General features: G+C 71.9%; 26 protein-coding genes. 15 read left to right on the top strand and 11 right to left on the bottom strand.

Going from position 1 to position 26354, the window contains the following annotated elements; all coding sequences use genetic code 11:
* Positions 1 to 101: 101 nt before the first annotated feature.
* The 7 genes from RM788_RS23225 to RM788_RS23195 all read right to left on the bottom strand — a co-directional run bounded on the left by RM788_RS23225 (position 102) and on the right by RM788_RS23195 (position 6533).
* Positions 102 to 1178 (bottom strand): LOG family protein, encoded by a 1077-nt coding sequence (locus RM788_RS23225; RefSeq protein WP_315933863.1) that lies wholly within the window; start codon positions 1176 to 1178, stop codon positions 102 to 104.
* A 55-nt stretch (positions 1179 to 1233) separates the two neighbouring features.
* Positions 1234 to 2583 carry a neutral zinc metallopeptidase gene (locus RM788_RS23220; RefSeq protein ID WP_315933861.1) on the bottom strand — a complete coding sequence of 450 codons (1350 nt, stop codon included), beginning with the start codon at positions 2581 to 2583 and terminating at the stop codon, positions 1234 to 1236.
* A 13-nt stretch (positions 2584 to 2596) separates the two neighbouring features.
* Positions 2597 to 3493 carry a hypothetical protein gene (locus RM788_RS23215; protein ID WP_315933859.1) on the bottom strand — a complete coding sequence of 299 codons (897 nt, stop codon included), beginning with the start codon at positions 3491 to 3493 and terminating at the stop codon, positions 2597 to 2599.
* Between the two features lie 108 nt (positions 3494 to 3601).
* Positions 3602 to 4477, bottom strand: coding sequence for a formyltetrahydrofolate deformylase (purU, locus tag RM788_RS23210; RefSeq protein WP_315933858.1), 876 nt, complete (start codon positions 4475 to 4477; stop codon positions 3602 to 3604).
* Between the two features lie 19 nt (positions 4478 to 4496).
* Positions 4497 to 5237, bottom strand: a complete 741-nt coding sequence (locus tag RM788_RS23205) for a maleylpyruvate isomerase family mycothiol-dependent enzyme (RefSeq protein WP_315933857.1) — start codon at positions 5235 to 5237, stop codon at positions 4497 to 4499.
* 10 nt (positions 5238 to 5247) lie between these two features.
* Positions 5248 to 6060: a class I SAM-dependent methyltransferase gene (locus tag RM788_RS23200; RefSeq protein WP_315933856.1), complete on the bottom strand. Its 813-nt coding sequence runs from the start codon at positions 6058 to 6060 to the stop codon at positions 5248 to 5250.
* On the bottom strand, positions 6039 to 6533 hold the full coding sequence (locus RM788_RS23195; RefSeq protein ID WP_315933855.1) for a DUF2505 domain-containing protein: 495 nt from the start codon (positions 6531 to 6533) through the stop codon (positions 6039 to 6041). Before RM788_RS23195 ends, RM788_RS23200 begins: the two co-directional genes overlap by 22 nt.
* Between RM788_RS23195 and RM788_RS23190 the strand changes: the two genes are divergently transcribed.
* A complete protein-coding gene (locus tag RM788_RS23190; RefSeq protein WP_399344513.1) occupies positions 6520 to 7650 on the top strand; it encodes a UDP-N-acetylmuramate dehydrogenase in 1131 nt (376 codons plus the stop codon). The genes RM788_RS23195 and RM788_RS23190 overlap by 14 nt on opposite strands.
* 79 nt (positions 7651 to 7729) lie before the next feature.
* Entirely contained in the window at positions 7730 to 8716 is a 987-nt protein-coding gene (locus tag RM788_RS23185; RefSeq protein WP_315933852.1) for a hypothetical protein, read from the top strand.
* On the opposite strand, the gene RM788_RS23180 is transcribed toward RM788_RS23185, so the two are convergent.
* Positions 8713 to 9459: an SDR family oxidoreductase gene (locus RM788_RS23180; protein WP_315933850.1), complete on the bottom strand. Its 747-nt coding sequence runs from the start codon at positions 9457 to 9459 to the stop codon at positions 8713 to 8715. The two genes, RM788_RS23185 and RM788_RS23180, sit on opposite strands and share 4 nt — an antisense overlap.
* 126 nt (positions 9460 to 9585) lie before the next feature.
* Between RM788_RS23180 and RM788_RS23175 the strand changes: the two genes are divergently transcribed.
* From RM788_RS23175 to RM788_RS23155, 5 genes are all read left to right on the top strand, one after another.
* The gene (locus RM788_RS23175) at positions 9586 to 10752 is read left to right on the top strand and encodes a L,D-transpeptidase (protein ID WP_399344509.1); all 1167 of its coding nucleotides are present in this window, start codon (positions 9586 to 9588) and stop codon (positions 10750 to 10752) included.
* Between the two features lie 38 nt (positions 10753 to 10790).
* Entirely contained in the window at positions 10791 to 11579 is a 789-nt protein-coding gene (locus RM788_RS23170; protein WP_315933849.1) for an alpha/beta fold hydrolase, read from the top strand.
* On the top strand, positions 11576 to 12829 hold the full coding sequence (gene mshA / locus RM788_RS23165; protein WP_315933848.1) for a D-inositol-3-phosphate glycosyltransferase: 1254 nt from the start codon (positions 11576 to 11578) through the stop codon (positions 12827 to 12829). The genes RM788_RS23170 and mshA overlap by 4 nt, the downstream gene beginning before the upstream one ends.
* Entirely contained in the window at positions 12826 to 13305 is a 480-nt protein-coding gene (locus RM788_RS23160; RefSeq protein ID WP_106186970.1) for a type III secretion system chaperone family protein, read from the top strand. The genes mshA and RM788_RS23160 overlap by 4 nt, the downstream gene beginning before the upstream one ends.
* An 80-nt stretch (positions 13306 to 13385) precedes the next feature.
* Complete coding sequence (locus tag RM788_RS23155; protein WP_315933846.1) at positions 13386 to 14297, top strand: DUF4349 domain-containing protein; 912 nt, start codon at positions 13386 to 13388, stop codon at positions 14295 to 14297.
* 66 nt (positions 14298 to 14363) lie between these two features.
* On the opposite strand, the gene RM788_RS23150 is transcribed toward RM788_RS23155, so the two are convergent.
* Positions 14364 to 15941 (bottom strand): 4-coumarate--CoA ligase family protein, encoded by a 1578-nt coding sequence (locus RM788_RS23150; RefSeq protein ID WP_315933844.1) that lies wholly within the window; start codon positions 15939 to 15941, stop codon positions 14364 to 14366.
* A gap of 543 nt (positions 15942 to 16484) precedes the next feature.
* Positions 16485 to 17078, bottom strand: coding sequence for a TetR/AcrR family transcriptional regulator (locus RM788_RS23145; RefSeq protein ID WP_315933842.1), 594 nt, complete (start codon positions 17076 to 17078; stop codon positions 16485 to 16487).
* A gap of 120 nt (positions 17079 to 17198) precedes the next feature.
* On the opposite strand from RM788_RS23145, the gene RM788_RS23140 reads away from it, so the two are divergent.
* Both RM788_RS23140 and RM788_RS23135 read left to right on the top strand, forming a co-directional pair.
* Complete coding sequence (locus RM788_RS23140; protein ID WP_315933841.1) at positions 17199 to 18746, top strand: MDR family MFS transporter; 1548 nt, start codon at positions 17199 to 17201, stop codon at positions 18744 to 18746.
* A 61-nt stretch (positions 18747 to 18807) separates the two neighbouring features.
* Complete coding sequence (locus RM788_RS23135) at positions 18808 to 19554, top strand: phosphoglyceromutase (protein ID WP_315933840.1); 747 nt, start codon at positions 18808 to 18810, stop codon at positions 19552 to 19554.
* On the opposite strand, the gene RM788_RS23130 is transcribed toward RM788_RS23135, so the two are convergent.
* Positions 19555 to 20181 carry a helix-turn-helix transcriptional regulator gene (locus RM788_RS23130; RefSeq protein ID WP_315933839.1) on the bottom strand — a complete coding sequence of 209 codons (627 nt, stop codon included), beginning with the start codon at positions 20179 to 20181 and terminating at the stop codon, positions 19555 to 19557.
* Positions 20182 to 20247: 66 nt separating this feature from the next.
* On the opposite strand from RM788_RS23130, the gene RM788_RS23125 reads away from it, so the two are divergent.
* The 6 genes from RM788_RS23125 (at position 20248) to RM788_RS23100 (ending at position 26343) form a co-directional block, all read left to right on the top strand.
* On the top strand, positions 20248 to 21045 hold the full coding sequence (locus RM788_RS23125) for an oxidoreductase (RefSeq protein ID WP_315933837.1): 798 nt from the start codon (positions 20248 to 20250) through the stop codon (positions 21043 to 21045).
* A 132-nt stretch (positions 21046 to 21177) separates the two neighbouring features.
* Entirely contained in the window at positions 21178 to 22350 is a 1173-nt protein-coding gene (locus RM788_RS23120) for a sensor histidine kinase (protein ID WP_315933835.1), read from the top strand.
* Positions 22347 to 23027, top strand: coding sequence for a response regulator (locus tag RM788_RS23115; RefSeq protein WP_315933833.1), 681 nt, complete (start codon positions 22347 to 22349; stop codon positions 23025 to 23027). Before RM788_RS23120 ends, RM788_RS23115 begins: the two co-directional genes overlap by 4 nt.
* A gap of 27 nt (positions 23028 to 23054) precedes the next feature.
* A complete protein-coding gene (locus RM788_RS23110; protein WP_315933832.1) occupies positions 23055 to 24065 on the top strand; it encodes a Ppx/GppA phosphatase family protein in 1011 nt (336 codons plus the stop codon).
* Entirely contained in the window at positions 24065 to 25534 is a 1470-nt protein-coding gene (locus tag RM788_RS23105) for an Rv0497 family membrane protein (RefSeq protein WP_315933830.1), read from the top strand. The genes RM788_RS23110 and RM788_RS23105 overlap by 1 nt, the downstream gene beginning before the upstream one ends.
* Complete coding sequence (locus tag RM788_RS23100; RefSeq protein WP_315933829.1) at positions 25531 to 26343, top strand: sugar phosphate isomerase/epimerase family protein; 813 nt, start codon at positions 25531 to 25533, stop codon at positions 26341 to 26343. The genes RM788_RS23105 and RM788_RS23100 overlap by 4 nt, the downstream gene beginning before the upstream one ends.
* The last annotated feature ends 11 nt before the right edge of the window (positions 26344 to 26354 follow it).

Here is a 26354-nt window from a genome sequence, read left to right as displayed (position 1 = left end):
GCGGTGGTCGTCGGGAACGGCGGTGCTGTGGTCAGGGAAGCACGTCGATCCCGTCGCGCCCACCGACGACCCGCTGGAGTTCACCGCATCCGGTAGCGCGGCTACTGGTCCTGGTAGGTCCGCAGGAGCGCCAGCGCCTCGTCGACGTCGTCGGTGACGAGGATCCACTTCTCGGCCTCGCGGCCGCGGGCCAGCCGCTGGACGAGCGGTGCGGCGGGGACCTCGTTCAGCCAGAAGTCCTCGCCCAGGAACACCATGGGGGCGGCCGGGCCGACGCTGCCGTAGTAGTTCTGGCAGAAGTCCTGGAACACCTCCTGCACGGTGCCCGCCTTGCCCGGCGTGTAGACGATGCCGCCGGTGGCCACGGTGAGCAGGCCCTCCTCGCGCACGGAGTTCGCGAAGTACTTGGCGTGCAGTTCGCACGCCGGGTTGGGCGGCTCGTGGCCGTAGAACCAGGTCGGGATGCCGATCGTGCGCGGCACCGGGCCGGTCGGCAGGTCGGTGGGGAACGCGGCCAGCCACGCGCCGATGCTCTCGTCGTCGCCGCCGAACCCCGGCGCGCGGGCGATCCGCGCGAGCACCTCGTCCACGCCGCCGTCGGCGAGCCGGACGCCCAGCGGCACGGCCTCCATCGCGCCGGGTCCGCCGCCGGTCAGCACGGTCAGGTCGGCCTTGCCGAGCGCGACGCCCAGGTCGACCGCCGCGCGGTACCCGGCCGAGTCGCGGGCCAGCGCGTGACCGCCCATGACCGCGACGGGCCTGCCGGTCAGCACCTCGTCGAGCGCCTCGGTGATCGCGTGGTCGTGCAGCCGCTCGGCCAGCGCGTGCAGCGGGTCGGGGCGGTGGCCCTCGCGCTTGCTGTGCTTGTAGACCCGCGCGTCCATGGTGTCGGCGTAGGACGCGGGATTCGCCGGGTCGAAGCCCTCGAACAGCTCGGCGGGCGTGTAGAGCCGCGACCGGTACACGTCGTAGGGCACGTCCGGGATGGCGGGGAAGATCAGCGCCCCCGCGACCTGCGCCCGGCGGGCCAGGACGGGGGAGAGCAGGCAGCCGAGGAACAGCGCGCCGTCCAGCGGCCCGCGCACGTCCTCGGCGGTCAGGTCCAGCCCGGTGAGCACGGCGCCGCGCAGGTCGTCGGTCGCGCGCAACTGGTCCAGGTCGCTGATCTCGGTTCGCACGGGGCGAATGGTACGACGCCGCCGGGGCCCGTCGGGGCCACGACGGCGAAGTCCACTACCGGTAGCGGGTCGTGCACGTGTCGGCGGAGCCGGTGAGGAAGCCGTCGCGGAACGCCTCGACGCGGGCGAAGCCGGACGGGATCGTCGCGCCCTTGGCGTCGCCCGCGATGAGGCTGTCGCGGGACAGCAGTTCCACGACCGCCTCGTCCAGGTCGCCCGGCGAGATCGCCAGGTCGGCGTCGCGGCCCCGCACGATGGTCGACGCCCACAGCCCGGTCAGGCACGCGGTGCGCTGACCCGCGACGACACCGTCGATCGGCAGCCCCTTCGAGTCCTGCACGGCGACGGCGTAGCGGGAGGCGACGGAGCCGAACGCGGCGAAGTCGCCGATCGAGCCCAGCCGCACCAGCGCCGCCAGGTCGATCCCCACGACGCCACCGGAGCAGTAGCTCGACGGCGTGGTGTCCCTGCACTGGCCGTCCCACCGCACCTGGACGCCGGGGAAGGCCGCGCGGAGGGTGTCCTTGAGGTTCAGCAGCTGGGCCTCGTCGTCGACCCGCAGGTTGCCCTGCCCGAACCCGACGTCCTCGTCCTCCTCGCCGAACGCCTCCTGCGTGCTGCGCTTGGTGATCTCGGCCAGGTCGATCCGCGCGCACCGCTGCGGGTCCTCGGCGAAGCCGAACTGGAACGCGGTCACCCGGTCGAACGCGGTGCCGTGCGCGCCCTGGGCGTCGAACTCGCCGCCCGCGGAGTCCCGGATGGCGAACAGGGTGGCGAGGACCTGGTTGAGGCCGGTGCCGGTGGAGACCCGGAACCGCTCGGACTTGCCCTCGGCGACCCAGCGGAAGTAGTTGCCCGCGTAGCAGTCGGCCTGCTGCTCCTTGACGATCGACGGCGCGTTCCCGCCGTCGCCGAGCCGGAACTGCACCGCGTGGCCCATCTCGTGCGCCAGCACGGCGACCGACGAGATCGGGTCGAACGACGGGAGCAACTGGCCCCGGTCCCAGGCGACGACGTCGTCGGACGAGCAGTAGAACGCGTTCACCAGGCCCTTGGTGTCGGTGCCGCACAGCCGCAGGTTCGCGCCGCGCGAGTCGTAGGACACCAGCTGCCGCACGGGTTCGAAGTCCTTGTCGAACGAGACCGGGAACTGCTCCTCCCAGTACCCCTCGACGTCGGCGACGGCGCTGGTGGCGAGCTGGTCGACCGCACCGCCGTCACCGTTCCGCGCCTTGCGGTTCGAGGCGGGCGCACCGGGCCGCAAGCCGCTCTCACCGGTGGTGATCTCGAGTCCGGCCACCTTCGACGGGTCGAGCCTCGGGGATTCGGAGGGCCGACCGGGCACGCTCTGCGCGCACCCGGCCAGCAGGACGGCGGAGACCGCCGCGATCAGCGCGAGCTTCATCGGGGGATCGGCCTCAGCCGAGGAAGACGGATTTGACGCCGTCGGGGAAGCCGAGCGGGGTCACGTCGGCGACGTCCTCGGCCACGACCGCGGACTTGCCCTTGCAGCCCGGCTCGGACCAGATCTTGGTGGAGCCCGCGGTGGTCAGGGCGAAGAAGGCGCCGCGCAGGTCGTTGCAGCCCGCGTTGGCGACACCGGTGGCGAAGTTGGCGCCGGTGAAGTCGTCGAAGCCCTTGCCGCTGAACAGGGTCACCGAGGTGGACGGCTTGGTCCCTGCCGCGGGCGCGGGCGGGGTGACGGCCTTGGCGGGGCCCGCCTTCCCGCCGTTGGGCGTGACGCCGAACCAGGTGCCGCCGACGCCCTGGCCCAGGGTGTCGCCGGGCTTGGTGTCCTTCGCGAAGCGGTAGACGGGCCAGCCCTTGATCGTGACCTGGAGCTTGCCGTCGTCGCGCTTGACGGTGCCGATGTCGTCCTTGAGGACGCCCGCGAAGAAGATCTTGCCGCCGGGCGCGACGGTGACCGGGGGCCAGGTCACGGCGCAGTCGCCGTTGCAGGTGGCCTTGGACGGGTCGGCGGTGTCCTTGTCGAACCGGTAGAGCGTCAGCCCGGCGCCGTTGATCACGACCGGGTTCAGCTCACCCGCGCTGCTCGCCCGCAGCGACACCCACTTCTCCTTGGTGTCCACCGAGGTGTCCGCCGCGGCCGTGTCGCCCGCCTTCTGGTCGGCCTTGTTGGTTCCCGCCGTGCCGGAGAGCGGCGCCGGGCCGCGGGCGCCGGAATCGCCGCTGCCGCTGTTCGGGGTCGGCTGGGACGCGGGCTGCGCCGTGCCCGCGGTGGTGCCGCAGGCGGACAGCGCGATCGCGCCCGCCGCGAGGAGGGCGGCGAGGGGCCAGACGTGCTTGCGCGGCATGGGGTTCTCCGGAGGTGTGGGCGAGCTTCGGTGTGCCCCTCCTACACGTGGCGCGGCACCCTTCGGTTCAGCCCTTCCCGGAAAACCCGGCCGATCCGGTCCGAGGCCCTAGAAGATGACGGTCCGGTTGCCGTGCACCAGCACCCGGTCCTCCAGGTGCCACCGCAGACCCCGCGCCAGCACGGCCTTCTCCACGTCGCGTCCTTTTCGGACCATGTCGGCGGTGGAGTCGCCGTGGTCCACCCTGATCACGTCCTGCTCGACGATCGGCCCCGCGTCCAGGTCCGCCGTCACGTAGTGGCAGGTCGCGCCGACCAGCTTCACGCCGCGGCGGTGCGCCTGGTGGTAGGGGCGCGCGCCGACGAACGACGGCAGGAAGCTGTGGTGGATGTTGACCGCCCTGCCGCTCCAGTCCGCGCACAGCTCCGGCGGCAGGATCTGCATGAACCTGGCCAGCACCACGGCGTGCGGTTCGACGTCGTCGACCAGCTTGCGCACCTCGGCGAACGCGGCCTGCTTGCCCTCCGGGCTGTCGGAGGGGAACGGCACGTGGTGGAACGGGATCCCGTGCGCCCTGGTGATGCCCGCGAGGTCGGCGTGGTTGCCGATCACCGCGGACACGTCGGCGTCCAGCTCGCCCGCCGCGACCCGACCGAGCAGGTCGTAGAGGCAGTGGCCCTCCTTGGACACCAGGATGACCACGCGCTTGCGCTCGCCGGTGTCGGTCACCCGCCAGCTGGAGTGGCTCCCGAACTCCTCCGCGATCCCGGTGAACTTCGCGCGCAGCTCCCGCACGCCGAACGGCAGCGAGTCGGCCCGCACCTCCTGGCGGGTGAAGAACCAGCCCGTCGCCGGATCGGTGTGGTAGGCCGCTTCGACGATCCAGCCGCCGTTGTCGGCGAGGAACGAGGAGATCCGGGCGACGATGCCGGTCCGGTCGGGGCAGCCGAAGGTGATGACGTAGCGGCGTTCAGGCGTGGGCACGGATGGTGAGTATCCAGGATCACACCTTCGGCAGCGCGTCGAGCAACGCGGAGTTCCCCGACACGATCGCGCCGCTCGGCCTGCCCCACACCGCGCGGAAGACGGCGTCGGCCGTGCCCGCCACGACGACGTCCTCGTCGGTGCCCGAGTCGGTGACCGGACCGATCTCCGGGATCCCGCCCGGCGTCAGCCGCACCTCCCAGGCGCGACCGGCGTCGGCGGCGTGCAGCAGCACCCGGCCGGTGTGCTCGACCGGCTTGCGGCGGCTGGCCACCGGCAGGAACAGGGTGAGGAACTCGTCGACGCCGTCGGCCGCGAGATCCGGCGTGAACAGCAGCGACGGCACGGTCGCGGACCTGGCGTGCTCGGCGTCCAACCGGTGGATCGCGGTCTCGTGCGCCTGCCTGCGCGCCCAGCCCGCGGCCGCCGCCGGCACGCCGCCGGTCGTCCGGGTCGGCGCGTCCAGCGGGGTCGTCCGCAGCTGCTCGACGAGCTCGGCCACCTTCTCGTCCCACCACGGCAGCAGCTCGTCCCAGTCCTCCGGCACGGCGACCCGCGCGGGCGGCTCGGCGACCTCGCCGGTGCGCAGGACGGCGGCGAGCGCCCACCCGTGCACCCGCGCGATGTGCCGGACCAGGTCCAGGACCGTCCACCCCGGACACGTCCCGACCGCCGCCTCGGGGCCTGCGTCGACGGCCGCCGCCCGCAGCGCGCGTGCCTGGAGTTCGATCTGGGAGGTGTAGTCCGAGTGGTCCATCATCCTGATCAGCTTAGGGACTCACCGACGACCACGGCACCGTCAATTCCCCCAGCCGCCACCGCTTGCGGGTGTCGAGCACCGGCCAGCCGCGGGCCGCGAGCAGCCGGACGGCCTCCACCCAGCGGGCGCGCGGGCCGAACGGGGCGAACGGGGCGGCGGTCGCCCAGCACGCGTCCAGCTCGCCGAGCAGGGCGTGCACGCGCTCGCCGTCGACGTTGCGGTGGATCAGCGCCTTGGGCAGCCGCTCGGCGAGGTCGCCGGGGCTCTCCAGGTCGGCGGGCAGGCAGGCCAGGGTGAACGTGAGCGGCCCGGCGGCCGACAGCGCGACCCACGAGCACCGGCGGCCGATCTCGTCGCAGGTGCCCTCGACCAGCACCCCGCCGGGCGCCAGGCGGCCGAGCATCGTCGCCCACGCCTCCAGCGCCTGCTCCTCGGTGTACTGGCGCAGGACGTTGAACGCGCGCAGCAGCACCGGCCGGGCGCCCGCCAGTTCGAATCCGCCGCGGCGGAACTCGAGCCGCGGCGGGTCGGCGACGGCTTCCCCGGCGGCGACCCGGTCGGTGTCCAGTTCCAGGCCGAGCACGCGCACGTCGGCGCGCACCGCCCGCAGGCGCGCGGCCATCTCCACGGTGGTGACCGGCGTGGCGCCGTAGCCGAGGTCGACGACGAGCGGGTCGGCCGCGGCGCGCAGGGCGTCGGCGACCAGCGGCGTGCCGACCGCCCAGCGGTCGACCCGCCGCAGCCGGTTCGGGTTGGTGGTGCCCCTGGTGGGCAGGCCGAGCGTGCGCGCCCGGCCGGCGGCTAGCCGCGGTTTGCGAGCCATTCGGTGGTGAACTCGTTTTCCTTGTCGAGCAGCTTGGCGACCTGTTCGGCGATCATCGTCTCCAGCTTGCCGCCCATCAGCGGGATGCTCACCTTGACCTGGCCGGTGAGCGTCATCCGGCTGCCGCCCTGGTGCCCGGCCAGCACGGTGGTGCCGTCCAGCCGTCCGGGGACGCCGTTGAGCGTCACCTCGACGGTGCCGGTGGTGCCCGCCTCGGTCCACGACTCGGCCCGGTGGATGACGAGGTCCCCGCCCAGCAGGCCCTTGGCGACCGACGGCAGGTGCTCGGCGGACACCCCCTGCTTGAGCTGGTAGGACGTCGTGCCATCGGCGGAGGCGAACGACACGAGCCGCGCGTCGTTGCCGCCCAGGACGGCCAGCCGGTCCCTCAGATACGTTTCGTCGACCAGTGCGCGGTAGACGTCCTGCACGGGCCACGTGGACGTGGTCAGGTGCTCGATGCGGCGTGCCATGGCGCGGAGGTTACCGTTGACGGTTGTGACCACCCCGCTGTCCAGTGCACAGGCGCGCGCCTCCGTGCCGCTCGCCGAGCGCACCACGCTACGGCTCGGTGGCCCGGCCACTGCCCTCCTGCGCGCCACCACGGCCGCCGAGCTCGTCGAGGCGGTGCGGGCCGCCGACGCCGACTCCGAACCGCTGCTGCTGCTGGGCGGCGGGTCGAACCTGGTCGTCGCGGATTCCGGTTTCGCCGGGACGGTGGTCCAGGTGGCCACCACCGGCCGCCGGGCGGACCCGCTGGGCGACGGGCTGGTGCAGTTCACCGTGGAGGCGGGCGAGGACTGGGACTCGGTCGTCGCCGAAGCCGTCGCGCAGGGCCTCGGCGGGCTGGAGTGCCTGTCCGGCATCCCCGGTCTCGTCGGCGCCACCCCCGTGCAGAACGTCGGCGCGTACGGCGTCGAGATCTCCCAGGTGCTGACCTCGGTGGACCTGATGGACCGCGCCAGCGGCCGGGTGACCCAGCGGCACGCCGACTCCCTCGGCCTCGCCTACCGGACGAGCGTGCTGAAGGGCACCGACCACGCGGTCGTGCTGCGCGCCCGGTTCGCGCTCACCGCGGGTGGCCTGTCCGCGCCGATCCGGTACGCGGAGCTGGCGCGGGTGCTCGGCGTCGCGCCGGGCGCCAGGGTGCCGGTCGACACCGCCCGCAAGGCCGTCCTGGAACTGCGGCGCGGCAAGGGCATGGTGCTCGACGCCGCCGACCACGACACGTGGAGCGCGGGCTCGTTCTTCACCAACCCCCTGGTGGACGACCCGACGTTGGCCGGTGTGCTGATCAGGGTCTCCGAACGGATGGGCGTCGACGTGGACGTGCCGGTCTACCCGGCGGGGACGGGCTACTCGAAGCTGTCGGCCGCGTGGCTGATCGAGCGCGCCGGGTTCGGCAAGGGCCACCTCGGTCCCGGCGGCCGGGTGGGACTGTCCACGAAGCACACCCTCGCGCTCACCAACCGCGGCGGCGCCACCACCGAGGACCTGCTGGAACTCGCCCGCGAGGTGCGCGACGGCGTGCGCGCGGCGTTCGGCGTGGAACTGCACCCGGAACCGGTGCTGGTGGGCTGCCGGTTCTGACCGGCCGAACGGGTGACTTTGCGTGACCAGATCCTCACCATGCGTGTTTCATTGAGGTGAGGACATCGCGGAGGTCGACATGGCCTACCTGGACGAGCACGCGCGTGCGGCGATCAGACCGATCAAGCGACGGGTCGAGGACGAACTGCTGGCCCGACCCGGTGTGGTCGGTGTCGACATCGGCGAGAAGGTCACCGGCGGCCTGCCGACGGGCCGGTTGGCGATCGTGGTCTACGTCGAGGTGAAGCGGCGCAGCCAGCGGTTCGCGATCCCCGTGCAGTACGCGGGCGTGCCCACCGACGTGGTCCAGGAGACGTTCCAGCCGCACCGCGCCCTGGCCTGGTCCGGCGGCGTGCACGGCGCCGAGCGGCACCCGTGCCTGGTCGGCGGCATCGGTTTCGGCCCGTGCCGGTCCGTCCGGTTCGTACCGCCGGACGTGCCCGTGCCCGGCGACTACCCCGTGGTCGGCACCCTGGGAGCCCTGGTCACACCCCGTGCGGCCGTGCCGAGGCTGATGGCGCTGACCTCGTTCCACGTGGCCTGCGTGGACGACGCCTGGTCGGTGGGGGACTGGATGGCCCATCCGTCGCGGGTGGACGGTGGCCACCCCCTGGAGGACCGGATCGGCACCCTGGCGCGCGCAGCCCTGTCCGGTTCGGTCGACGGCGCCGTGCTGCTGCTGACCACGCACCTGGACTGCCGGGCGGAGGTGGTCGGCCTCGGGCCGGTGCGGGGCCACGCGCGGGCCGTCGTCGGGTCCGCGGTGCGCAAGCGCGGCCGCACCACCGGGGGCACCGAGGCCGTCGTCGTGTCGGTGGACGCGACCGTCGTGCTCGACTTCGGCAACGACCTCGGCGTGCGCGTCCTGCATGACCAGATCCGCGTGCAGGCGGGGCCCGGCGGCCGGTTCGGCGACCACGGCGACTCCGGCGCCGTGCTGCTCGACGACGCCAACCGCGTCGTCGGCCTGTACTGCGCGGGCAACCCGTCCGGCTCGATCGGGTTCGCGAACCCGATCGAGCCCGTGCTGGACCAGTTGGACGTGGACCTGCTGGTGGAGGCCTAGGTCCTGCTCACCCTGGTCGCGGAGGCCTGGTCGCGCGGGCGCAGGACGATCTGGTCCAGGTTCACGTGCGAGGGCCTGGTCACGGCGAACGAGATCACGTCGGCCACGTCGTCGGCGGTCAGCGGCGTCATGCCCTGGTAGACACCCGCCGCGCGCTCCTCGTCGCCGCCGAAGCGCAGCACCGAGAAGTCCGTCTCGACCATGCCCGGCAGGATCTCGGTGAACCGGACGGGCTGCCCGAGCAGTTCGCCGCGCAGGCTCCGGTGCAGCGCGGCCTGCGCGTGCTTGGCGGAGGTGTAGCCGGACCCGTTGTCGTAGACCTCGAAGGCCGCGATGGACGTCACGGTCACCACGTGGCCGTCACCGGAGGCGATCAGCTTCGGCAGCAGGCCCTTGGTCACCCGCAGCGTGCCGAGGACGTTCGTCTCCCACATCCAGCGGTAGTCGTCCTCGCTGTACTCGGCGACGGGCCCCATCCCTCGGGCGCCTCCCGCGTTGTTGACCAGCACGTCGGCCTCGGGAACGCGGTCGAGGAAGGCGGCGACGGAGTCGGCGTCCGTCACGTCCAGTTCGACAGCGGTCCCCCCGATCCCGTCCGCGATACCCTGGAGGCGGTCGAGCCGACGGGCTGCCAGCACCACGTGGAAGCCCTCGGCGGCGAGCTTGCGGGCGGTCGCTTCCCCGATTCCCGCGCTCGCTCCGGTCACAACAGCGGTTCGACGGTCGTTTTTCACGGTGATCATGCTGCCGTGCTCGTCCGATCGGCGCACCGGCTATGACGAGCATCACCACCATCCGGTGGGCACTTCCGCCGCGCCGGGACGTCTTTGATTCGTGGGGGACAGTCAACGAGGCTTTGGAGGTCGATCGTGCGGACGAAGCTTCGGGCCGTGACCGCGTTCCTGCTGGGTGCGGCGCTGCTCGCCGGGTGCTCCAGCACCGAGTCCGGCAAGGCGAGCCCGGAGGGCGCCGGAGGTGCCCCGCAGGAGCAGGTCTCCATCGCGAAGTTCACCGCCGTCCCCGCCGCCGACGCCAAGGACGCCCCGGTGAACGTGCCGGTCAACGTCACCGTGTCCGACGGCACGATCGACGAGGTCGCGGTCGACAACCCCGAGGGCAAGCCCGTCGCGGGCAAGCTGGCCGACGACAAGAAGTCGTGGTCGACCACCGAGCCCCTCGGCTACGGCAAGGCCTACACCTACAGCGGCAAGGCGACCGGCACGGACGGCAAGTCCGCCGAACTCAAGGGCGGCTTCTCCACCGTCGCCCCCGCCGCGCAGGTCCGCGGCACGCTGTTCCCGACCGACGACCAGACGATGGGTGTCGCCATCCCCATCATGGTCAAGTTCGACGCCCCGGTGACCGACCGCGCCGCCGTGCAGAAGGCGCTGACCGTGACGAACAGCGCGAACGTGCAGGGCTCCTGGGCCTGGTTGAGCGAGCAGGAGGTGCACTACCGCCCCGAGGCCTACTGGCCCGCGGGCACCAAGGTGCACGTCGAGGCCAAGCTCTACGGGGTCGCCTACGGCGGCGGCGCGTACGGCGCGTCCGACGTGACCAGCGACTTCACCATCGGCCGCAACCAGGTCGTGAAGATCGACACCCCGACGCACCAGCTCGTGGTGCAGCGCGACGGCCAGACCGTCGCCAGCTACCCGGCGAGCTTCGGCAAGGACGCGGACCCCGAGCTGACCACTCCCAACGGCACCTTCATCGTCATGCAGAAGGACGACCAGTGGAGCTTCGACAACCCGCAGTACGGCTACACCAACGTGCTGAAGAAGTGGGCCGTGCGGTTCTCCAACCACGGTGAGTTCATCCACGAGAACAACGACAACGCGGCCAACATCGGCAACAACAACACCTCGCACGGCTGCGCGAACCTCACCGAGGCCGACGCGAAGGCCTACTACGACACCGCGATGATCGGCGACCCGGTCGAGGTGGTCGGCTCCATCACCACGCTGCCCGCGAAGTACGACTGGTACGACTGGCAGATCCCGTGGGCCGAGTGGCAGACCATGTCGGCCGCCTGAGCGGGAAGCACTGGACGGGGTCGGGTGTTGATCCCGTCGTGCAGAAAACTATCCACACCGCGCGCGGTGTCCGGCTGGCGGTCCACGAGGCGGGGCCGGTCGACGGCCCGGCGGTGGTGCTGGTGCACGGCTGGACCCAGTCCGGCGCCGCGTGGGCCGCGGTCGACGGGTTCCGGACGTTCGCGGTCGACCTGCGCGGTCACGGCGACTCGGACGTGCCCGCCGACGGCTACGACGACCCGGAGGCGTGGGCGGACGACCTGGCCGCGGTGCTGGCCCACGTCGGCCGCCCCGCCGTGCTGGTCGGCTGGTCCTACGGCGGCCTCGTGGTGGCGGACTACCTCCGGGTGCGCGGAACCTCCCTGGTCGACGGCCTGGTCCTGGTCGGCGCGATCACCGGGATCGGCCGCGGTCGGGTGGGAGGCAGGATCGGGCCGGTGATGCGCGCGGCGATGCCCGCCGCCCTCACCGACGACACCGCGCTGGCCGCGTTCTGCGCCGCGATGGCGCCCTCGCTGCCCGCGGCGACCGTCGACCGGCTGACCGCCGCCGCGCTGCGGGTGCCGCCCGCCGTGCGCGCCGCGCTGTTCGACCGGGACGTGGACAACACCGACGTGCTGGCCGCCGTGGACGTGCCCGTGGTGGTGCTGCACGGCCTCGACGACGGCGTGGTGGCCCCCTCGGCCGCCGAGCACAACGCGAACGCGATCCCCGGCGCCGAACTGGTGCTGCTGCCCGGCACCGGGCACCTGCCGTTCCTGGAACGCCCGGCGGAGTTCGCCGCCGCGCTCGCGACAGCGGCCCGCCGTCCGGAGGTGGCCCGGTGAAGCGGATCGCCGTGCTCTCGGTGCACACCTCCCCGCTGGAGCAGCCCGGCACCGGCGACGCGGGCGGCATGAACGTCTACATCGTCCAGACCGCCACCCGGATGGCCGCCAAGGGCGTCGAGGTGGAGATCTTCACCAGGGCCACCAACTCCGGGCTGCCGCCGGTGGTCGAGATGGCGCCCGGCATCAAGGTCCGGCACGTCGTCGCGGGCCCGTTCGAAGGGCTCGGCAAGGAGGAGTTGCCCGGCCAGCTGTGCGCGTTCACCGCGGGCGTGCTGCGCGCGGAGGCCCGCCACGAACCCGGCTACTACGACGTGATCCACTCGCACTACTGGCTGTCCGGGCAGGTCGGCTGGCTGGCCCGCGAACGGTGGGGCGTGCCGCTGGTGCACACCGCGCACACCCTGGCGAAGGTCAAGAACGCCGCCCTCGCCGACGGCGACAACCCGGAACCGCGGATGCGGGTGATCGGCGAGGAGCAGGTGGTCGAGGAGGCCGACCGGCTCGTCGCGAACACCGACGTCGAGGCGGCCGAGCTGGTCGACCTCTACGACGCCGCCCCGGAGAAGGTGCTGACCATCCCGCCGGGCGTCGACCTGGGGACCTTCACCCCCGGCGACCGCGCCGCCGCCCGCGCCGGGCTGGACCTGCGGCCGGACCAGGTCGTGTTCGCGTTCGTCGGCCGCATCCAGCCGTTGAAGGCGCCCGACGTGCTGCTGCGCGCCGCCGCCGAACTACTGGCGCGCGACCCGTCGCTGCGCCCGCGGCTGGTGGTGCTCGTCGTCGGCGGGCCGTCCGGCAGCGGCCTGGAGCAGCCGAAGGCGTTGCAGCAGCTCGCCGCGGAACTGGGGATCACCGACGTGGTGCGGTTCCTGCCGCCGCTGGCCGGGCCCGCGCTGGCGCGGGTGTACCGGGCGGCCGACGTGGTCGCGGTGCCCAGCCACAACGAGTCGTTCGGGCTGGTCGCCCTGGAGGCGCAGGCGTGCGGCACCCCCGTCGTCGCGGCCGCCGTCGGCGGGCTCCCGGTGGCCGTGCGGCACGGCGTGTCCGGCTGCCTGGTCGACGGGCACGACCCGGCGGAGTGGGCGCGGGCCCTCGGGCACGTGGCGCTGGACCCCGACCTCCGCGCCCGGCTGGCGGGCAACGCGGTCGCCCACGCGCGAGGATTCTCCTGGGAACGCACGACCGACACCCTGTTGGCCGCGTACTCCGACGCGCGCAAGGCGTTCCAGCGGGAGGTCCACCGGTGATCGACGAGGTCATCCAGTCCACGTTGGACGAACGGGAGCTCGCCTACGAGCACAAGGAGCCCGGCAAGTTCTTCGTGACCCTGCCGGGCACCAAGAAGCTCCAGACCAACTGCTGGCTGGTCGCGGGCCGCCACGCGCTGCTCGTGGAGGCGTTCGTCTGCCGCAAGCCCGACGAGGCGCACGAGGCCGTGTACCGGTTCCTGCTGCGCCGCAACGCGAAGCTCTACGGCGTGCACTACACGGTCGACACCGAGGGCGACATCTACCTGGTCGGCCGGATCGGCCTGGCCGCCGTGACGGCCGACGAGCTGGACCGCGTGCTCGGCCAGGTCGTGGAGGCCGCCGACGGCGACTTCAACACGCTGCTGGAGATCGGGTTCGCGGGCGCGATCCAGCGCGAGTGGGACTGGCGGGTCTCGCGCGGCGAGTCCCTGGCGAACCTCCAGGCGTTCAGGCACCTGGTGAACGAGGCCTGATCGTGACCGGGCGGGCGCAACTGCCCGCCCGCGCCCCTCCGTCTACCCCTTGCACACGGGGCCACTGGAGGGGATCTGACATGGGTAGACGCACGCTTGTGGTGACCGCGCTGGCCGTCATGGCGCTCGCGGGGTGTTCCGGGGCCGACAACAGCAGCGCGGGCGGGAGCGCGGACATGCCCGCACGCGCCGTCGCGCCCGCTCCCGCCCAGGGCAACAGCACGCCCGGCGCCAAGGAAGCCGCGCCCGACCAGGCGCAGTCCCAGCCCGCGGGCACCGCGGCGGCGGACCGGCAGATGGTGCGCACCGCCGACGTCAGCCTGCGCGGCGAGGACGTCGAAGCGGTCCTGGCGAAGGTGAAGGAACTCGCCCAGCGCGAGAACGGGTTCGTCAGCCTGGAGAACTCGAGCTCCTCCACCGGGTCGGTGACGCTGCGCGTGCCCGCCGACCGGATGGACGTGCTGCTCAAGGGCATCGGCGAGATCGACGGCACCACCCTGGTCAGCCGCTCGGTGAAGTCCGAGGACGTGACCGAGCAGGTCGTCGACGTCGAGTCCAGGCTCGCCACCCAGCGCGCCAGCGTCGACCGCGTGCGGGCACTGCTGGACCGGGCCGCCACGACGTCGGAGATCACCGACATCGAGGGCGAGCTGACCAGGCGGCAGAGCGAGCTGGAGTCGTTGCAGCGACGGCACGACTCGCTCAAGGGCCAGGTCGCGCTGTCGACCATCTCGGTCACGATCCGCAAGGAGTCCGCCGCGGCCCAGGCCGAAGAGGAGATGGGCTTCCTGGGCGCACTCGCCTCCGGCTGGTCCGCCCTGGTCAAGGCGTTCCGCGTCATCGTCGTCGTCATCGGCGCCGTACTGCCGTTCGCCGTCGTGCTGGGTTTGCTCTTCGCGGTGTTCTGGACCCTCCGCAAGCGACGCCGCCCGGTGACCGGCGGCGGTGCCGCCGTGCAGGCGGCGGGGGACGTCGAACAAGCGGAGCGGTGACGCTCGGAACACGCGGAAGGCCCCCGGCGGTGAACTGCCGAGGGCCTTTCCGTGCCGTGGGGAGAGCTACGAACCAGCCTTCTCCCGCGCCCGGAGGTCCTTGCGCAGGATCTTCCCCGCGGAGGACTTCGGGATCGCGTCGATGAACTCGACGACGCGCACCTTCTTGTGCGGGGCCACGCGTTCGGCGACGAAGGACATCACGCCCGCGGCGTCGAGGTCCTCGGCGCCGGACTGGCGGACGACGAAGGCCTTCGGGATCTCCTCGCCGTCGGCGTCGAGGACGCCCACGACCGCGGCGTCGGCGATCCGGGGGTGGGTCAGCAGCACGGCTTCCAGTTCGGCGGGCGGGACCTGGTAGCCCTTGTACTTGATGAGCTCCTTGACCCGGTCGACGATGCTGACGACGCCGTCCGCGTCGATGACCGCCACGTCGCCGGTGTGCAGGAAGCCGTCGGCGTCGAGGGTCGCGGCGGTGGCCTCCTCGTTGTTGAGGTAGCCCTTCATGACGTTCGGGCCGCGGCACCAGAGTTCGCCGCGCTCGCCGACGCCGACGTCCTCGCCGGTGGCGGGGTCGACGAAGCGGTTCTCCATGTTGGGGTAGATGACGCCGACGGTCCCGACCGAGATGTCGTCGCGGCCCTCGGGGATGGCGTGGCTGACCGGGCTCATCTCCGTCATGCCGTAGCCCTGGAGCACCTTGCAGCCCAGGCGCTTGCGGACCGCGGCGGCCAGGTCGACGTCCAGCGGGGCGGCGCCCGAGAAGATGGTGTCGATGGCGGAGAGGTCGAACTGGTCGACCAGCGGGTGCTTGGCCAGCGCGACCGCGACCGGTGGGGCGATGTAGACGCGGTCGGTGCGGTGCTCGGCGATGACCCGCAGGAACTCGGGCAGGTCGAACCTCGGCATGGTGACGATGGTGGCGCCGACGTAGAGGCCGTGGTTCATCAGGACCTGCATGCCGTAGATGTGGAAGAACGGCAGCACGGCCAGGATGCGGGTCTCGTCGCCGACGCGCATGATCGGCGTGGACTGGACGATGTTCGCCACGAGGTTGCGGTGGGTGAGCATCACGCCCTTGGCCTTGCCCGTGGTGCCCGAGGAGTAGGGCAGCACCGCGACGTCCTCGGCCGGGTCGATCGTCACCTCCGGCACGGGGCCGGTGCTCGCCAGGACGGTCGTGAGGGACGGGTGGCCCTCGGCGCCGTCGAGGACGACCACGTCGTCCGCGGTGAGGCCGATCCGCTGCGCGGCGGGCCAGCCGTTCGGGAGGAGCACCGAGACGGTGAAGAGCATCTTCGCGCCCGCGTCGGCGAGCTGGCTGGCCACCTCGTTCGCGGTGTAGAGCGCGTTGATCGTGGTGGCGGTGGCGCCCGCGCGCAGGATGCCGTGGAAGACGACCGCGTAGTACGGCGTGTTGGGGCTGAGGATGCCCACCACGTCACCCTTGCCGATCCCCCTCTCGGCGAGGGCGGCGGCAAGCCTGTCGATCGCACCCGCGAGCTGCCCGTAGGTCATCTCGGCACCGGTCGTGCCGTCGATGAGCGCCACCCGGTCGGCGCGTTCGGCGACGTCGGCGAACAACAGCTCGTGCAAGGAGACGTCCGGGACCACTACGTCGGGGAACGGACTGCGGAAGATCATGCGGCGGCCTCATTCGGTCGATCGTTGCACCGTGATCGCGTCATCGTGAGTCAACCCACACCACAGGTCAAGGCGTGGCAAGACGTTACCGGCCGAGAGCAACAGCACTCGAATGGAGCAGCGGATGACCTTGTGGACGCCGTGCCCGATCTGCGAAGTTGACAGGGCCTGCGCGGCTCGGCTCCCACGCACTCCACGAGCCCCGCAGGGAACCTCGCGGTTCGCAAACCCCCCGTCGAACCGCGGCCCGCTGGACTTCCGGGCTCCCCCCGCCCGATGTCCGCTCTAGCGGGGAACCAACGCGGGGTGGTCCGAGTTGTGACTCCCCCTCTCTCCCGGACCGCCCCGCGCTTCCCCCGCGGTGTTGCTCTGAGTAGGTTTTTCTTCAGAAAACGATGCTCAATTGGCTGACGGGGTAGCCGAGGTTTTCACCCGGCGGCCCGGTCAGACCCCTCCGTGCCGCAGCTTGAACGATTGACGCCGACGTGCCTGGTGTCGACGCGCGCCCCCCGCGGCCCCAACGCCTCCACACCCCAGAAGCCCCTAACCCGGCATGATCGCCGACGCCAGGCCGGGAGCCAGCAGGCTGGCTGTCTCGGCTGCCGCGCGGATGATCTCCTCGTCGGTGAGGTTCAGGTCGTGGGAGCCCATGACCGCGAGGTTGGCGCTCATCAGGGCCATGCGGATCTTCAGCAGTTCGAGTGGGGGTGTGCCGGGGTCGGCCATGAGGGCGGAGACCTTCTGCATGCGGTCGAGGCCGCCTGCGCCGCCCTTGTGCGGCATGAGGTCGCGGAGTGCGGCCTGGTTGGCGAGGGCGAACCTGGCGAAGCCGAGGCCGCCTTCGACGACGAGGGAGAACCAGCCTGCGGCGATGCGGGCCGTGCGGTCGGCTGAGGGGGGTTGGGCCTCGGCCCATTCGATCAGCGCGTCCAATGTGGCCAGTCGTTCCTCGAACAGGCTGCGGACGATCGATTCCTTGCTGTCGAAGTGGTAGTAGAGCGCCGCTTTGGTGATGTCGAGCCGTTCGGCGATCTCGCGCATCGAGGTGGCCTCGTAACCGCGGACGGTGAAGAGCTCCAGGGCCACGCGGCGGATCTCGGCGCGGCGGTCGTCGCCCGTCTTGCGTCGCTGGGTCATGCGCCTGCCCTCGTTCCGTCCGTTTTGCACCTTCAGCATAGCGGTTGCTTACCTGCCGGTCAGTAAGTACTCTGTTGACCGACCGGTAAGTAAGTTGAGCATCCCGCGAAGGACCGCACGATGACGACAGAAGCCACCCCGGTAGCCGGGGCCGGAGCTCCGGCCCAGTTCACCCACCGGCAGATCATGGTCACGATGAGCGGTCTGGTCATCGCGATGCTGCTGGCCATGCTCGACAACATGATCGTGGCGCCCGCGCTGCCCACGATCGTCGGAGACCTCGGCGGTCTGAGCCACCTGGCCTGGGTGACGACGGGCTACGTGCTGGCGTCGACGGCGTCCACGCCGATCTGGGGCAAGCTCGGGGACCTGTTCGGCCGTCGGATCACGTTCATCTCGTCGGTGGTCGTGTTCCTCGCGGGCTCGGCGCTGGCCGGGATGTCGCAGAACATGGGCGAGCTGATCGCGTTCCGCGCGGTGCAGGGCCTCGGCGCGGGCGGTCTCATGGTGGGTGTGCTGTCGATCGTCGGCGAGATGATCCCGCCGCGCGAGCGCAGCAAGTACATGGGTCTGATGATGGCCGTGATGCCGGTCGCGATGATCGGCGGACCGCTCGCGGGCGGCTTCATCACGGACAACTTCTCGTGGCGCTGGGCGTTCTACGTCAACCTGCCGCTGGGTGTGATCGCGCTGTTCGTGTGCTGGTTCACCCTCGCCAAGCTGCCGCGCGGCACCGGGAAGGCGAAGATCGACTGGTTGGGCGCGGGCCTGCTGACCGTGTGGATCACGTCGCTGGTCCTGATCACGAGCTGGGGCGGCACGGAGTACGAGTGGTCCTCGCCGACGATCCTGGGCCTGATCGCGCTGACGCTGGTGACGTTCGTCGCGTTCGTGGTCGTGCAGCGCCGGGTGGCCGAGCCGATCATGCCGCTGCGCGTGTTCACGAACCTGAACTTCACCCTTTCCGGCGGCCTGGCGTTCATCTCGGGCTTCGCGATGTTCGGCGCGGTGACGTTCCTGCCGCAGTTCCAGCAGTTCGTCCAGGGCTCGTCCGCGACGAACAGCGGCCTGCTGCTGATGCCGATGATGATCGCGGCCATGGCGGTGTCGCTCGCCAGCGGCACGATCATCGGCAGGACCGGTCACTACAAGGTGTTCCCGATCGTCGGCAGCGCGCTGATCGCCCTCTCGCTCGGCCTGTTCGCCACGATCGACCTCGACACCACCAAGACCACGACCGCGTTCTACATGGTCCTGCTCGGCGCGGGCATGGGCTGCCTGATGCAGACCTCCACGCTCATCGCGCAGAACAGCATCGAGCTGCGCGACATCGGCGCGGGCACGGGCGCGTCGACGTTCCTGCGCAACATGGGCAGCTCGATCGGCGTGTCCCTGCTCGGCGCGCTCTACACCAGCTCGCTGACGGACTCCCTGTCCGGCGGCGCGGCACTGCCCGGCGCGGCCAACCAGATGACCCCCGCCGTGCTGAAGTCCCTGCCGGTGGAGGCGCAGCGGATCTTCCAGACCGCCGTGACCGACGGCGTCACGACGCTGTTCACGGTCGCGGCCTGCGTGGCCGCGGTGGGCGTCGTGGTGGCGCTGTTCATCAAGCAGGTGCCGCTGCGCGGCCGGGTCAAGGCCGAGGACGTCGTGGCCGCGGAGGTCTGACCGGTGTGGCGCCGCCCTCGCTCGTCCCGCGGGCGCGGCGCCACCCCTTAGGGTTGGACGCATGTCTGTGGGAACCCTGGTCCTGCTCCGCCACGGCGAGAGCGTGTGGAACGCCGAGAACCTGTTCACCGGCTGGGTGGACGTGCCCCTGTCGGAGAAGGGGGTCGCCGAGGCCAAGCGCGGTGGCGAACTGCTGACGGCGGCGGGCGTGCTGCCGGAGGTGCTGCACACCTCGCTGCTGCGCCGGGCGATCATGACGGCGAACCTCGCCCTCGACGCGGCCGACCGGCACTGGATCCCGGTGAAGCGGGACTGGCGCCTCAACGAGCGGCACTACGGGGCGTTGCAGGGCAAGAACAAGAAGCAGACCCTGGCGGAGTTCGGCGAGGAGCAGTTCATGCTCTGGCGCCGCTCCTACGACACCCCGCCGCCGCCCATCGAGCCCGGCGCCGAGTTCAGCCAGGACGCCGACCCGCGCTACGCCGACCTCGGCCCCGACCTGCCGCTGACCGAGTGCCTGCTCGACGTGGTGAAGCGGATGATCCCGTACTGGGAGTCCGCCATCGTGCCGGACCTCCGCGCGGGGAAGACCGTGCTGGTCACGGCGCACGGCAACTCGCTGCGCGCGCTGGTCAAGCACCTCGACGGCATCTCCGACGACGACATCGCCGGCCTGAACATCCCGACCGGCATCCCGCTGCGCTACGACCTCGACGAGGCGCTCCAGCCGATCACGCCCGGCGGCACCTACCTCGACCCGGACGCGGCCGCCGACGCCATCAAGGCCGTCGCCAACCAGGGCCGCTAACTAGACCAGGCCCAGCTCACGGGCCCGCGACCCGGCCTGGAAGCGGGACGTGGCGCCCATCGCGGCCATCAGCTCGGCCACGCGGCGGCGGTACGTGCGCAGGGACAGCCCCAGCGCGCGTGCCGCCGCTTCGTCGGTCAGGCCGTCGTTCAGCGCGGTGAGGATGCCGGGCGTCAACGGCCGCAGCTCGACCATGGACGCGTCGTGCACCTCCAGGGGGCTGGCCGCCCGCCACGCGGCCTCGTAGAGGGCGTGGATGCCCCGCACGGCCTTCGGGGCGGAGATGACGCTGTAGGACCTCTCGCCGCGCGACGTGTCGCCCGCCATGATCACGAACCGGTCGCCGAGCAGCAGCGTCTCGTGCAGGTCGTCCGGCGTGACGCGGACCTCCGCGCCGTGCTCGGCCATCACGTGCGCCTGCTGCGACCAGGACGGGTCGAGCATCGCGCTGAGCCGGAACAGCTTGCGCAGCCGCTTGACGCGCCTCGGGTCCCCTATGGACCGGGCGTTCGTCTTCCACCACGTGAACAGCGTGTTCGCCGCGCAGGCGATCTCGTCCACGTCGAACAGGTGACCGGCGCGCTCGAACAGCTCGCGTTCGCCGTGCACCACCTCGATCAGGTCCATCCGCCGAGCATGGCAGCTTGTGGCCACGAGATGCGGGCGGTGGCAGGTTCCGTCCACCCTGGTGCCATGGACTTGAACGTGAAGCGGATCGGTTACGGCGCCATGCAGCTCGCGGGCCCCGGCGTGTTCGGCCCGCCGGAGGACGCCGACCAGGCCCGCGCGGTGCTGCGCCGCGCGGTTGAACTGGGCGTGGACCACATCGACACCAGCGACTACTACGGCCCCTACGTGGTCAACGACCTCATCCGCGAGGCGCTGCACCCCTACCCGGAGAACCTGGTGCTGGTCACCAAGGTCGGCGCCCGCCGCGACGACACGGGGGCGTGGCTGCCCGCGAACAGCCCCGACGAGCTGCGCTCGGCCGTGCACGACAACCTGAAGCGGCTCGCGGTCGACGCGATCGACGTGGTCAACCTGCGCATCATGGCCGACGACGACATCGAGGCCGGCATGACCGCTCTGGCCGAGCTGCGCGAACAGGGGCTGATCAAGCACATCGGCGTCAGCAACGTGGACGCCGCGCAGTTGGCCCTGGCGCAGGCCGTCGCGCCCGTGGTGTGCGTGCAGAACCACTACAACCTGGCCCACCGCGACGACGACGCGCTGGTCGACTCGACGGCCGCGCAGGACATCGCGTTCGTGCCGTTCTTCCCCCTCGGCGGGTTCCAGCCGCTCGACCTGGAGCACCTGGAGACGGTCGCCAAGCGGCACGACGCGACTCCGCGCCAGGTGGCGCTGGCGTGGCTGCTGCACCGGTCGCCGAACATCCTGCTGATCCCCGGGACGTCCTCGGTCGGGCACCTGGAGGAGAACCTGGCGGCCGGCGGGTTGCGGCTGTCCCAAGAGGACCTCGCCGCGTTCTGAACGCCGGATGGACACGACTGGGTGAACACGGGCTGGACGCGTGAAGAACAAGCGCTCCAGGGGTGTCGCGGGTGTCACGGTTGACCCCTCGGCCCTAGGCCGCGGCACCCCTGACCTGCTTACCATTCGGTCGTGACCGCACTGGGTTACCTCGCACTGGTGGTCGGCCTCGTGCTGACCGGCGGCGCGGCCTTCCTCATCGGCCGCGCCACGGTCCGCAAGCAGGCCTCGACCACGACCGGACTGACGGTCGCCGACCTCATGGCGATGGTCGTCCAGTCCTCCCACGACGGCATCGCCGTCCTCAACGGATTCGGCGACGTGGTGCTGCACAACGCCCGCGCCGAGGAGCTCGGCGTCGTGCGCAACAACCGCGCCGACGACCGGGCCCGCCGGGCCGCCGAACTGGTCCGGCGCGACGGCGAGGAGGTGCACGTCGACCTGTCGCCGCTGGAGGTCAAGGGCCGCCAGCCGGAGGCGGTGCACGCGCGGGTCAAGGTGCTGGTCGAGAACTTCACCGTCGTGGACGCCTCCGACGAGTCGGAGTCCGTCCGGCTGGAGGCGACCCGGCGCGACTTCGTGGCCAACGTCAGCCACGAGCTGAAGACGCCGGTGGGGGCGCTCGCGCTGCTCGCCGAGGCCGTCCTGGACGCCGTGGACGACGAGGAGCAGGTCCGGAAGTTCAGCGCGAAGATCATGCAGGAGGCCACCAGGTTGGGCACGCTGGTGACCGAGCTGATCGCGCTGTCGCGGCTCCAGGGCGCCGAGAAGCTGCCCGAGCTGACCGCCGTCGACGTCGACACCGTGGTGTCCGAGGCGCTGGGCCGGTCGCGGCTGGGCGCCGAGTCGTCCGGCATCGGGATCAGCTGCGACGAACCCGGCGGCCTCGTCGTCGAGGGCGACCGGATGCTGCTGGTCACGGCCTTGAGCAACCTCCTCGACAACGCTGTCGCCTACTCGCCGCCGGGCAGCCCGGTGTCGATCAGCCGCAGGCTCGTCGCGGGGTTCGTGGAGATCGCGGTCACCGACCGCGGCATCGGCATCGCCGAGGACCAGCAGACCCGCGTGTTCGAGCGCTTCTACCGGGTCGACCGGGCCCGCTCGCGGGCCACCGGCGGCACCGGGCTCGGCCTCGCCATCGTGAAGCACGTCGCGCTCAACCACGGCGGCGACGTGAAGCTGTGGAGCCTGCCCGGCACCGGTTCGACGTTCACCCTCCGCATCCCCGTCCACCTCGACCAGGTGGACCGGGCCCCCGCCCTGCCTGAGCAGGAACTCGCGACAACGCATGGAGGAGAGCTGTGACCAGGGTGCTCATCGTGGAGGACGAGGAGTCCTTCGCCGATCCGCTCGCCTTCCTGCTCCGCAAGGAGGGCTTCACCGCCGCGCTCGCCGCCACCGGGCAGGAGGCGCTGGAGGAGTTCGACCGCAACGGCGCCGACATCGTCCTGCTCGACCTGATGCTGCCCGGCATGAGCGGCACCGACGTGTGCAAGCAGCTCCGCCAGCGCTCCGCCGTACCGGTGATCATGGTCACTGCGCGGGACAGCGAGATCGACAAGGTCGTGGGGCTGGAACTGGGCGCGGACGACTACGTGACCAAGCCCTACTCGGCCCGCGAGCTGATCGCCCGCATCCGCGCGGTGCTCCGCCGCGGCGGCGAGGCCGAGGAGCTGTTGCCGCAGGTGCTGGAGGCGGGACCGGTCCGGATGGACGTCGAGCGGCACGTCGTCACCGTCGACGGCGGCGAGGTCGGGCTGCCGCTCAAGGAGTTCGACCTGCTGGAGTACCTCCTGCGCAACGTCGGCCGCGTCCTCACCAGGGGGCAGCTGATCGACCGGGTGTGGGGCGCGGACTACGTCGGCGACACGAAGACGCTGGACGTGCACGTCAAACGCCTGCGCTCCAAGATCGAACCCGATCCGTCGGCCCCCAGGCACCTCGTGACGGTCCGGGGTCTCGGGTACAAGTTCGAGTCCTGACCCGGCCGACCGGGTACGGTGCACCGCGTGCGCCTCGGGGTCCTCGATGTGGGGTCGAACACCGTCCACCTGCTCGTGGTGGACGCCCACAGGGGTGCCCACCCGACGCCGATGAGCTCGGAGAAGTCCGTGCTCCGCCTGGCCGAGCAGCTCGACGCGAACGGGCAGCTCACCAGGGCGGGGGCGGACCACCTGATCAGGACCGTCGCGGCGTCCAAGGCGGCGGCCGAGCGGCTGGACTGCGAGGACCTGATGGCCTTCGCGACCTCCGCGGTCCGCGACGCGGGCAACTCGGCCGAGGTGCTGGACCGGGTGCGCAAGGAGACCGGGGTCGACCTGAAGGTCCTCACCGGCGACGACGAGGCCCGCTACACGTTCCTCGCGGTGCGCCGCTGGTACGGCTGGTCGGCGGGCAGGCTGCTGTGCCTGGACATCGGCGGCGGTTCGCTGGAGCTCGCGGTGGGCGTGGACGAGGACGCCGAGCAGGCGTTCTCCGTCCCGCTGGGCGCGGGCAGGCTGACCAGGACGCGGTTCCGCAAGGACCCGCCGAGCCGCGCCGAGATCCGCGATACCACCGAATGGCTGGATGATCAACTGGCCTCGGTGGCGAAGGAGCTGCGCCGTTCGGGTACACCTGACCGCGTGGTCGCCACGTCGAAGACCTTCCGGACGCTCGCCCGCCTGACGGGCGCCGCGCCGTCCTCGGCCGGTCCGAGGGCCAAGCGGGTCCTCACCGACGCCGGGCTGCGGCAGCTGATCGCGTTCGTCTCCCGGATGTCCGCGGGCGACCTCGCGGAGCTGGAGGGCGTGAGCGCCAGCCGGGCCCACCAGCTGGTCGCGGGAGCCCTCGTGGCCGACGCCACGATGCGAGCGCTGTCACTCACGCAGCTCGAGATTTGCCCCTGGGCCCTGCGGGAAGGTGTCATCCTTCGGAGGTTGGACCACACTGACGGCTCGGAACAGACCGCGCCGACGGCTCCAGGCCGGCAGCCGGGTGACACTGGACGTTCAGGCCAGCACGGAGCACGGTGGAGTTGATGAGTCGAGAGAGCGAGTCCGAGCAGACTCAGCGCACGGTCGCTGAGCTGCTGGCCCAGTACGGCGCGAGCGCGGGCGACGCGCCGCCGCGTCGACGACGACGGCGTGCGGAGGACCCGACCGACACCGGCCCGCAGGCGATAATCGAGCGGGTCAACTCCGACAGCGGCCAGATGAAGGCGGTCGACCCCGCCGTCGAGCCGCCGCCGACCCGTTCGGGGCGCCGGGCCAAGCCGGACGCGGACCCGGACCGCACGCAGTACGCGGCCCCGGTGCGCCCGGAGCCGTCCCAGACCGACCTGCGCCGCACCGAGCCGCCGCCGAGGGTGATGCCGCCCAAGGTGACGCCGCCGCGCGTCGAGCCGCCGAAGGCCGCGCCCCCCAGGGCCGAGCCGCCGCGGCCGAGCCGCCCGGAGCCGTCGCGCGCCGACCTGCCGCGCCCGGACCCGTCGAGGTCCGACCTGTCGCGCCCGGACCTGTCCCGGCTCGATCCGTCCAGGTCCGACCTGTCCCGCCCGGACCTGTCGCGCCTCGACCCGCACCAGGGCGACCAGCCGCGCTCCGACCCGCGTCGCCCCGAGGTGCGCCGTCCCGCGGTGCCCCCGGTCGACCCGGCCGAGGAGACCCGGCAGGTCCCGCCGATCGTCGACGAGTACGCGCTGCCGAAGCCGGACGCGTCGCGGACCAACATCCCCAAGCCGGACCCGTCGCGCACGAACATCCCGAAGCCGGAGTCCTCGCGGGCCAACCTGCTGAAGACGGACCCGCCGTCGCGGACGAACCTGCCCAAGCCGGACCTGTCGCGCGGCAACCTGCCGAAACCGGACCTGTCCCGGCCGGGCGCGCCGCGTCCGCCGATGGGTCCGCCGCCGCCTGCTCCGGTGCGCGAGGCGATGACCGACCTCATCCCGCGCGTCCCGGCCCAGCAGCCGGGCCCGGACGACACCCAGGTCACGCGGTCCGTGCCCCTCCTGCCGCCCGTGCCGGGGCAACTGCCCCCACCGCTGCCGGACGCCAGGCCCGAGGAGTGGTTCGGCGACGACGACGAGGAGTTCGCGGAGCAGGAGCACACCGCCGCGCACCCCGGCCCCTACGTCGACGACTACTCGGACAACTACTCCGTCGACAACTTCGACCCCGCCGACAGCCCAGCCGGGCTCGCGGACGTCGACGAGGACGACGAGGACTTCGAGGAGGTCGAGCGCTCCCCGATCAAGGAGTGGCTGGTCATGATCGCCCAGCTCGCGGTCGGCGTGCTCGGCGGCGCCGTGCTGTGGCTCGGCTTCAACTTCCTGTGGCGCGCCCTCCCGGCGGCGGCGCTGGTGCTGGCGCTCGGCGTCACCGTCGGCCTGGTGCTGCTGGTCCGCAAGATCCGCAAGGCCGACGACCTGCAGACCACCCTGCTCGCCGTTCTCGTCGGACTGATCGTGACGGTCTCACCAGCGGCGATGCTGCTGGTGAAGTCTTGACCGGGAACATCCCGGTCGGGCTGTCCACCGCCTCGGTCTGGCCGCAGCCCGCGGGCGCCGCGTTCGAGCTGGCCGCCGAACTCGGCTACGACGGCGTCGAGGTCATGGTCTGGGCCGACCCCACGAGCCAGGACGTCCGCGCCCTGGAACGCCTCAGCGGCCGCACGGGCGTCCCGGTGCTGGCCGTGCACGCCCCGTGCCTGCTGATCACCCAGCGGGTCTGGTCGCCCGACCCGGTCGAACGGCTGCGCCGCAGCGTCGCGGCCGCGGCCGACCTCGGCGCGCCCACCGTCGTGGTGCACCCGCCGTTCCGCTGGCAGCGCCGCTACGCCGAGGGGTTCGCCGACCTCGTCGGGTCGCTGGAGGACACCAGCGGCGTCGACATCGCCGTGGAGAACATGTTCCCGGTCCGGCGCGCGCTCGGCCGCGGCCGCTCCGTGCAGGTGACCGCGTTCGCCCCGTCCATCGACCCCACCGACGTCGGCCACCGGCACTACACGCTCGACCTGTCGCACACCGCGGCCGCGGGCGTGGACGCCGTCGAACTGGCCAAGCGCATGGGCGACGGCCTCACCCACGTCCACCTCGCCGACGGCAGCGGCGCGGCCAAGGACGAGCACATGGTCCCCGGCCGCGGCACCCAGCCGTGCGCCGCCGTGTGCGAGGGCCTCGCGCGGTCGGGGTTCACCGGCCAGGTCGTGCTGGAGATCAACACCAGGCGCGCCCGCGGTGCCGCCGACCGGTCGGCGATGCTGGCCGAGTCGCTCGTGTTCGCCCGGCTGCACCTGGACTGGCAAGCCGCGCGCTGAAGGCCCGCCAC

This window comes from Umezawaea sp. Da 62-37, from assembly GCF_032460545.1.
GTDB lineage: Bacteria > Actinomycetota > Actinomycetes > Mycobacteriales > Pseudonocardiaceae > Umezawaea.
The sequence above is the reverse complement of the archived record's forward strand: the minus strand, read 5'-3'. Positions and strand labels throughout refer to the sequence as shown.